Raw genomic sequence first — 1,046 nt, 5'->3', positions numbered from 1 at the left:
GAGTGTCATTCTGCCTTTGTCCGTCTTTTTGCGGCGCAAAAGCATCTGTTGTATCCAATTTATCATGCGGTTCTTTTATTAAAGGAAATTCTTGGCATAACTGCGGGCTTCATTGAAAGTATTGAAACCGATTCCACTCACGCAAGAGATTGCCCAGTATCTCAATTTCCTGCTTTCGGCACGGGCAAGATAGATTTGCCCGATACAAACCCCGTCTTTGAGGATGCCATGCCATTTGTCTTTTTTAATCCGTATCATGTTCCGGCATTCATTTGTCCATTTTCCAAAATCCGTAATCGGAGCCGTTACCGGGGTGGGCACCGAAATAGTAATCCTCCGGGGAGCAGCTGTCAAGCGTGTCGAACAGCGATTCCAGCAATCCGGCTGCGTCATCGCTGTTCCACCATTCAGCATCCTTGTCTTCCATGACATGGGCGGGGACGGCATTCATCATCTGCACGTACTCCGGTGTGTCACGGATAACATCCATGAACACCGGGATCAGGTCTTGCGCACGCATCGTGCTATGGGAAATGCTCTCGCCGGGGATGGCATGAATCCGGTTCTGTGTCCTCTCGTCTATGAACATGCCCTTTTAGATGAATGGAAGTCCGGTATCCTGTAACATGGGGGCCAGCATCCGGCACATTTCGTAAGAAGCCTCATTGCGCCCGTCGATACGGCGCGGGTCACGCTCCGCCATGGCGAGAATTCCGGCTTTTACAGTTCGGAAGAATGTCTGTTCCAGTGTCTTGTGGAAATAAGGAAGAGCCTGGGCGAAGCGTTCGGACTTGAATCCCAAATCGTTCATGGCGTATTCCAGCTGTTTGGCCGCCTTGTACTCGCGGCTGTTCTCCAGGCTTTCCGGAATATCACCGAACTGTGCGGCCCAGAGCTGGCGTTCCAGTTCGATGACCGCCACCGAAAGCAACAGCTTGATGGCTTCCGGGTTGCTGATACCGTGTCTCTGCCCGTCAGCGGTATGAAATTCGATCAGGTTTACACTGTCATTCTCTTGTAATTCTTTGTAGCGCGCGAGGATTTCG

General features: G+C 51.3%; 3 protein-coding genes. All 3 read right to left on the bottom strand.

Annotated elements, in window-relative coordinates:
• Positions 1-78: 78 nt before the first annotated feature.
• The 3 genes from LPH68_RS26370 to LPH68_RS26360 are packed head-to-tail and all read right to left on the bottom strand — an operon-like array spanning position 79 to position 1,042.
• A complete protein-coding gene (locus LPH68_RS26370; protein ID WP_196045545.1) occupies positions 79-258 on the bottom strand; it encodes a hypothetical protein in 180 nt (59 codons plus the stop codon).
• Positions 259-268: 10 nt separating this feature from the next.
• Positions 269-589 (bottom strand): hypothetical protein, encoded by a 321-nt coding sequence (locus tag LPH68_RS26365; protein WP_196045547.1) that lies wholly within the window; start codon positions 587-589, stop codon positions 269-271.
• A gap of 6 nt (positions 590-595) precedes the next feature.
• Positions 596-1,042, bottom strand: coding sequence for a hypothetical protein (locus LPH68_RS26360; protein WP_230297285.1), 447 nt, complete (start codon positions 1,040-1,042; stop codon positions 596-598).
• Between the last annotated feature and the right edge of the window lie 4 nt (positions 1,043-1,046).

It is taken from the genome of Bacteroides sp. 1_1_30 (genome assembly GCF_020982715.1).
GTDB lineage: Bacteria > Bacteroidota > Bacteroidia > Bacteroidales > Bacteroidaceae > Bacteroides > Bacteroides xylanisolvens.
Note: the sequence above shows the minus strand (reverse complement) of the source record. Positions and strands in the feature narration are given on the sequence as shown.